3 protein-coding genes are annotated in these 6,610 nt (G+C 70.9%); 1 reads left to right on the top strand and 2 read right to left on the bottom strand.

What is annotated here, in order from left to right; all coding sequences use genetic code 11:
- A partial coding sequence (locus tag GA0115254_RS42200) for a non-ribosomal peptide synthetase (protein WP_141721006.1) occupies nt 1–4,655 on the bottom strand: 4,655 nt, incomplete at its 3' end.
- A 448-nt stretch (nt 4,656–5,103) separates the two neighbouring features.
- Between GA0115254_RS42200 and GA0115254_RS42205 the strand changes: the two genes are divergently transcribed.
- Nucleotides 5,104–5,562, top strand: coding sequence for a helix-turn-helix domain-containing protein (locus GA0115254_RS42205; RefSeq protein ID WP_370741031.1), 459 nt, complete (start codon nt 5,104–5,106; stop codon nt 5,560–5,562).
- A gap of 222 nt (nt 5,563–5,784) precedes the next feature.
- Here the strand turns inward: GA0115254_RS42205 and GA0115254_RS42210 are convergent.
- The coding region (locus GA0115254_RS42210; protein ID WP_141721007.1) for an AMP-binding enzyme at nt 5,785–6,610 on the bottom strand (826 nt) is incomplete at its 5' end.

A 6,610-nucleotide genomic window follows, 5' to 3' on the forward strand; every position in this document is an offset into this window, starting at 1 on the left:
ACCTCACCCAACACACCCACCGCACCCAGCGGCGCATCCGCCCTGCCGTCCAGGGTCGCCTCGATATCCGCCACAAGGTTGGTGACGGCGATGTGCATCAGCTCGCTGACCGCGTGCGGGTCGATGGGAGCGATCGAGTCGATCGCCAGCTCCAGGGTGTCGCCGTCGTCCGTCACCGCTGCGGACAGCGGGTAGTTGGTGCGGTCGTGCTCGAAGACCATCCGGATGCCGGTGATGGGGTCGGTCGGAGTGGTCGCCGCAGTCTCCGTGCCCCGAGCGCCCTGGCTGTGGCGGTAGTTGAAGAAGGAGGTGAACAGCGGGCTGTTGCCGTGCACTCCACTCGCACGCTGGGCGAGCGCCAGCGGCGCGTGCTCGTGCTCCAGCAGCTCGGCGAGCTGGCCGCGCATCACCGAAACGGCCTCCAGGGCGCCGAGTTCGCCCGTCCGCAGGCGCACCGGGAGGGTGTTCATGAACGGGCCCGGAACGCGGTCGGAGCCTGCGCCGGCGTTCATACGGCCGAACAGGACGGTCCCGAACACGACGTCCGTGCGGCCGGAGACCGCCGCGAGCACGCGCGCCCAGGCGACGTGCAGGACGGGTGCCGAGCTGATGCCCATCCGTCGGGCGATCTCCCGGATCCGACGGGTCAGGGGCTGCGGCAGGGTGAGTTCGCCGCGGGTCACGCCGCTTCCGTCACCCTGTGCGTCGACCAGGCCGTACGGCGCGGTGGGTTCGGTGACGTCGCCGAGCAGCTCGGCGAAGTAGCGCTCGTGCTCGGCCTCGTCGACCGCACCGCGTGCCTGGGCCACGAAGTTGCGGAACGGAAGCGGTTGCGCCAGTTCGTCGCCACGCCCGGTGAGGAAGGCGTGCACCTCCTCCAGCAGGACCTCCTTCGCGGTGTGGTCCTGCACCATGTGGTGCATGCGCATCAGGGCGAGCCACCTGTCGTCGGCCTCGCCGTGTGGCGTGTGGGCCACGTGCAGGCCGATCAACGGGGCCTGGCTGAGGTCCATGGCGGTACTGCCGAGCGCCACCAACTCGGCGACCGGGTCGCCGCCGTGCGCATCGAGAGGCACCTCGTCGACGGACAGACAGGCCCGACGCCACACCACCTGGACCGGTTCGCGCAGGCCGTCCCATACGATGCCGGTGCGCAGGATGTCGTGCCGGTCGACCACGTGCTGCAGTGCGTGCAGGAAGCCGTCGAGGTGGTCGCGCGAGTCGAACTCGAGGACGGTCGGCAGGGCGTAGGCGTCCTCGCCGCGGCCGGCCAGCAGGTGGTGGAAGAGCAGGCCCTCCTGGAGCGGGGCGAGTGGGTAGACGTCCGCGATGTTCGCCGCGCCGCCCTTGACGGTGGCGGCGATCCGCTCGATCTCCTCCTCGGTGAGGTCCACCAGCGGCAGCATCTGCGGGGTGATGGTCGTCGCGCCGGCAGGGATGAGGTTGTCGGGCACCGTGACCTGGGCCGCGCCGCCGGACAACGCGAGCCCGGCCGGCGTCGGGCTCTCGAAGAGCGCGCGCACGGATACGGAGACACCGCGGGCCCGCAGCCGCTCGACGAGGCGAACGGCGAGCAGCGAGTGGCCGCCGAGGGCGAAGAAGTTGTCGTCGACGCCGATCCGCTCCAGGCCGAGGGCCTCGGCGAACTCCTCGCACAGGATCCGCTCCTGGCGGCCCACCGGGCGTCGGCCGGCACCGGCCGTGTACTCAGGGGCCGGCAGCGCCCTGCGGTCGAGCTTGCCGTTCACCGTCAGCGGCAGCGTGTCCAGCAGCACGACGGCCGACGGGACCATGTACTGCGGCAGCCGAGATCCGACGAACTCGTTCACGGAGGAGGTCAGCTCCCCTCGCTTCGCAGCGCCCTCCAGGTCACCCTCGGCCGGGACCACGTAGGCCACCAGGCGCACGTCGCCCGGCGTGTCCTCGCGTGGGACGACGGCCGCCCGGGCGATACGGGGGTGCGCGGCGACCACCGACTGGACCTCACCGGGCTCGATCCGGAACCCGCGGATCTTGACCTGTTCGTCCGCGCGGCCGGCGAAGACCAGCCGGCCGTCCTCGGTCCAGCGCACCAGGTCGCCGGTCCGGTAGAAGCGCTCGCCGGTCGTGTACGGGGACGCGACGAACCGCTCTGCCGTGAGGTCCGGGCGGCCGACGTACCCGCGGGCCAGCTGTGCTCCGCCGATGTAGAGCTCGCCCGTGACGCCGGGCGCGACCGGCTGGAGGCGGCCGTCCAGGACGTACATCCGAGTGTTGGCGACCGGGCCCCCGAAGGGCACCGCGCCGGTGCCGTCCGGGTCGACCTGCCCGACCGCGGTGATCACGGCCGCCTCGGTCGGGCCGTAGGCGTGGACGAGCCGCCGGCCGCGGGCCCACGCCCGGGCCAGCGCGGGGTCGATGCCCTCGGAGCCGACGACGATGGGGCCGACGCCGGCCAGGTCCTCCAGGTCCAGTACGGCGAGCAGCGAGGGGACCAGGCTGGCGGAGCGGACCCCGGCGGATTCGACGAGGGCGCGCAGCAGCGCGGGGTCGGACCGCTCGGTGGCGCTCGCCACGACCAGGGTGCCGCCGTGGGCCAGGGTGACCGCCACGTCCAGCACGGAGGCGTCGAAGTTGAATGAGGCGAACTGGAGGACCGGAGTTCCGGGTCCCACCTCCATCAGGGGGCCGAACACCGACACCAGGTTGGCCAGGGCGCCGTGGCCGGTCGCCACGCCCTTCGGCCGGCCGGTCGATCCGGAGGTGTAGATCACGTATGCCAGTCCGCTGCCGGCGACCGGCGCGTGCGGGGCCGTGGCGGGGAGGGCGGCCAGCTCCGCGGCTTCCTGCGGGTCGTCGAGCCACACCACCCGGTCCGCGTCGAGCCGGCCGGCGGCACCGTCGGACGCGTCCCGGGTGCTGATCACCACCTGGGCCCGGCTGTCGTCCAGGATGAAGGCGAGCCGGTCCGCCGGGTGTTCGGGGTCGAGGGGGGCATAGGCGCAGCCGGCCTTCCACACGGCGAGGATCGCCACCACGATGTCGATGCCGCGTGGCAGGCAGAGGCCCACCACCGATTCGGCGCCCACGCCGAGTGCGGTCAGGCGACGGGCGAGCCGGTTGGCCCGCGCGTCGAGTTCGGCGTACGTGACCTCGGCGCCCTCGTACACCACTGCGACGGTGTCCGGGGTTCGCTCGACGTGCGACGCGAACCGCTCGGGCAGCAGGCCGGGGCCGACCTCGGCCGCGGTGTCGTTCCACCCGGTCAGCAGCCGGTCGCATTCGGCCGTACCGAGGACGTCGACGGCGCTGATCCGGGCCTGCGGCAGGGCGGTCAGCTGCTCGATGACGCGGGTCAGGCGTTCGGCGAGCCGAACGGCGGAGGCCGCCTCGAACAGGTCCGCGGAGACGATCACGGACCCGCGCAGCCCCACCGGGGTTCCCGTCTCATCGAAGGTCTCCTCGGCGACGACCTCCAGGTCGAACTTGGCGACCGTTGCGTCCTGCGCTCCGGCCGGCAGTTCCGCGGACAGCTCGGCGGGCAGCCCGACGGCCCGTGCGTCACCGAGGTCGGCCTCCGCGCGAGCGATGTTGTCCACGCTGACCATCACCTGGAACAGCGGGTGGCGGGCCAGCGAGCGGGCCGGGGCGAGCTCCTCGACCAGCTTCTCGAACGGGACGTCCTGGTGGTCGAGGGCCGCGAGGTTCGTGTCGCGCACCCGGGCGAGGAGCTCGGTGAAGGTGGGGTCGCCGGACAGATCGGTGCGTAGTGCGAGGCTGTTGATGAAGAAGCCGACCAGGTCGCGCAGGCCCGTGTCGGTGCGGCCCGCCACCGCGGTGCCGATCGGGAGGTCGGTGCCCGCGCCGAGCTTGGACAGCAGGACGGCCAGGGCGGCCTGGAGCGCCATGAAGACGGTCACACCTTCGGCCCGGGCCAGATCGACGAGCCGGGCGTGGGTGTCGCCGGGGATCGCCAACGGGGTGCTGTGGCCTCGGTAGGAGGCCACCTGGGGGCGCGTGTGGTCGTACGGGAGCTCCAGCTCCTCCGGCGCTCCGGCCAGTGTGCGCCGCCAGTACTCGACCTGGCGGAACATCAGGCTCTCCGGGTCATCCAGGTCTCCGAGCAGTTCGCTCTGCCAGAGGGCGTAGTCCGCGTACTGGACGGGCAGCGGCTCCCACGACGGCGCCCGGCCCTCGAGACGGGCCGCGTAGGCGGCGGAGACGTCATCGGCCAGCGGACGCATCGAGTAGCCGTCGCCGGCGATGTGGTGCACCACCACGGCGAGCACATGCTCCTCCGGGCCGGTAGTGAACAGCCATGCCAGTATGGGGAGTTCGGCGGACAGGTCGAAGGCGTGACCGAATGCGTCGGCCAGCGCTCCGGCGAGGTCGGCGGGTTTCGCGGCTCCGTCGGCGCCGGTCAGGTCCACCCGTTGGAGGGCCCAGTCCAGGTCGCCGAGGTCATGGATGTGCTGGTACGGCTCGCCGTCGGCCAGGGCGAAGGTGGTCCGCAGGACTTCGTGCCGTTCGAGCACGTCGCGCAGGGCGGCGGCGAGCGCCTCGTGGTTCAGCTCTCCGGAGAGCGGCAGTGCCAGCGGGATGTTGTAGTGGGCGCTCGGCCCTTCGAGCTGCTGGATGAACCACAACCGACGCTGCGCGAATGACAACGGAACCATCAGGACTCCTCCTGCTTACGTCCTGGCCGCGACGTCGGCCGAGGCTGACTGGTGAACTCCGGCCGCCGCTTTCCGTGCTCTGAGGCCGGCGTGACTGACAGCGCCGGTGGGCACGGCTGTGGAGACCGTCCGGCTTTTCCCACACGGTCCGACCTGTCATAACCGCTGATACACAGGCCTTCGGACGATGACGGCTTCCAGCAGTGCCGCACCGAAACGGATTCCCACCCGGGCGTACGCCCTGTATTTCATTTTTCGGTAGTACAGGGGCACCGCGGTACCCCGGAAGTCACTATGACTTACGGTCCGGCGGGTGATCAATGTTTGGCCCGCATGCCCCGGCATAACCCCTGGGCGGCGGGAGCGGAGCGGCGTGTGGAGTGTTCAACTGCCCTCGCGGGTGCAGTTGAACACCTGACTGGCGCCCTGCAGCCCCGACGTCGTGGTGATGGACATCCGGTTGCCCGGCATGGTCGGCATCGGTGCCACCGGGCAGATCATCTCCGGTCCCGGAAGGACCCACGTCGTGGTGCTCACCACCTTCGACGACGACTGCGTCTACGCCGCGCTGCGGGCCGGTGCCTCCGGCTTCCTGGTCGGGGACACGGCACTGGACGAGATCGTGGCCGTGGTGCGAGTGGTCGGCGCCGGAGAGGGTCCGATCCCCCAGCGTCGCCCGACGACGGATCAAGGAGTTCGCCGGCCGTCCGTCGGCGGGGCCTCCACCACGCCGCGGCGGGCCATCAGTGGCATCACCGACCAGGAGCGCGGGGTGCTGACGCTGATCGGCCGAGGGATGTCCGACGCCGAGCCGGCCGAGCAACTGGTGATCCGCGTTGCCACCGCCAAGAGCTTCGTGACCCGGCTGCTCGCCGAGCTCGACGCCCGCGAACGGGTCCAGTGGTGATCACCGCGTATGAGGCCGAACTGGTGGCACCGCACCGACCGGTGAGGCTCGCGTGCTGAGGTGGCCGAGGCCGCCCGCTTCACCGCCGAGGGAAAACGGCTTGCCTGTCTCCCTCCACGGCCCACGGCGGTCGGCCGTCACACCCGTTTCCCACGGGCTGCGACGGCCGACCGTCGACAGTTATCTTCCTGACTCACCGTGGCTGATCTGATGAGCGCGGATTCATTGCCGGCCGCCCTGATTGCGCATCGGTCGCAGGGCGGGCCTGGAAGACTTCTCGGTCCCAAGCTGCTTTGCGAGTACGGCCACGGTCGGCGAGTCGAACAGCGTCCGGATCTGAACGTCGACTCCCAAAATGGCACGAATCCGCGCGACGAGATCGATGGCGAGCAACGAGTGGCCGCCGAGTTCGAAGAAGTCGTCGTCGACGCTGACGTTCGCCAGCCCCAGAACCTCGGCGAACGCCTGGCAGAGGAGTTCCTCCTGGCGGTTGGCCGGGGCCCGGCCCGTGCCCGCGCCCGCCGCGTAGTCCGGGGCAGGCAGGGCCTTGCGGTCCAGCTTTCCGTTACCCGTCAACGGCAACTCATCGAGCATCACCACCGCAGCAGGCACCATGTACTCCGGCAGCCGCTCGGCCGCGAACTTCCGCAGTTGGTCCGTCAGGTCGTCGACCTCGTCGTCGGCAACGACGTAGGCGACAAGGCGAATGTCGCCGGGTGTGTCCTCCCGGGCGATCACCGCAGCCCGGGCGACCTGCGGATGCCCGGCCAGCACGGCCTCGACCTCACCCGGCTCGATCCGGAAACCACGCACCTTCAGCTGCTCATCGCCCCGGCCCAGGAACTCCAACTGACCGTCCCGCCGCCACCGCGCAATATCACCCGAACGGTACATCCGCACACCCGGCTCGAACGGACACGCCACAAAACGCTCCGCCGTCAACCCCGCACGCCTCACATAACCACGAGCGACCTGAACACCGGCTATGTACAGCTCACCCGCAACACCCGGAGCCACCGGGCTCAGCCGCTCATCCAGCACATACACG

The organism is Streptomyces sp. Ncost-T10-10d (genome assembly GCF_900091955.1).
In the GTDB taxonomy this organism is placed as follows: domain Bacteria; phylum Actinomycetota; class Actinomycetes; order Streptomycetales; family Streptomycetaceae; genus Streptomyces.